Annotated in this window: 1 protein-coding gene; it reads right to left on the bottom strand. The window is 60.0% G+C overall.

What is annotated here, in order from left to right; translation table 11 throughout:
- On the bottom strand, positions 1-395 hold a 395-nt coding region (locus tag B3Q33_RS03080), incomplete at both ends, for a hypothetical protein (protein ID WP_286826827.1).

The following is a 395-nucleotide window of genomic DNA, read 5'->3' as shown; positions in this document are numbered from 1 at the left end:
TTGTTGACCGCTTCCACTTCATCATCATCCCAGTTGCCATTGCCATTGACGTCGGTGTATTCCCGGGTCAGCACGGTGGCATAGGCGGCGCCTTCATCCGGCGTGGCGGTGAAATCGAGCAGAATCGGCGGACCACCCTCACAGGGCTGGTTAGAGAGAGGACCGCAGGTACCCATGCCGTTGAGCGGGTCCGTATTGATATCCAGGTTGCCGAAGCGGTCGTGGCTACGGAATACCGCTTCCCCATTGTCGCCACCATTGATAACCAGCCGGTACTCATTGCCGGGGGTGATGGTGTCCGGAGCTGGCTGCGCTCGCAGACGCAGGCTGTTGCGCCGTGCCGACATGGGAATATTCTGCCACTGTCCATTGGCCTGTTCGCCCAGACACATGGC

Source organism: Alcanivorax sp. UBA3183, assembly GCF_002364155.1.
GTDB lineage: Bacteria > Pseudomonadota > Gammaproteobacteria > Pseudomonadales > Alcanivoracaceae > Alcanivorax > Alcanivorax jadensis.
The sequence above is the reverse complement of the archived record's forward strand: the minus strand, read 5'-3'. Positions and strand labels throughout refer to the sequence as shown.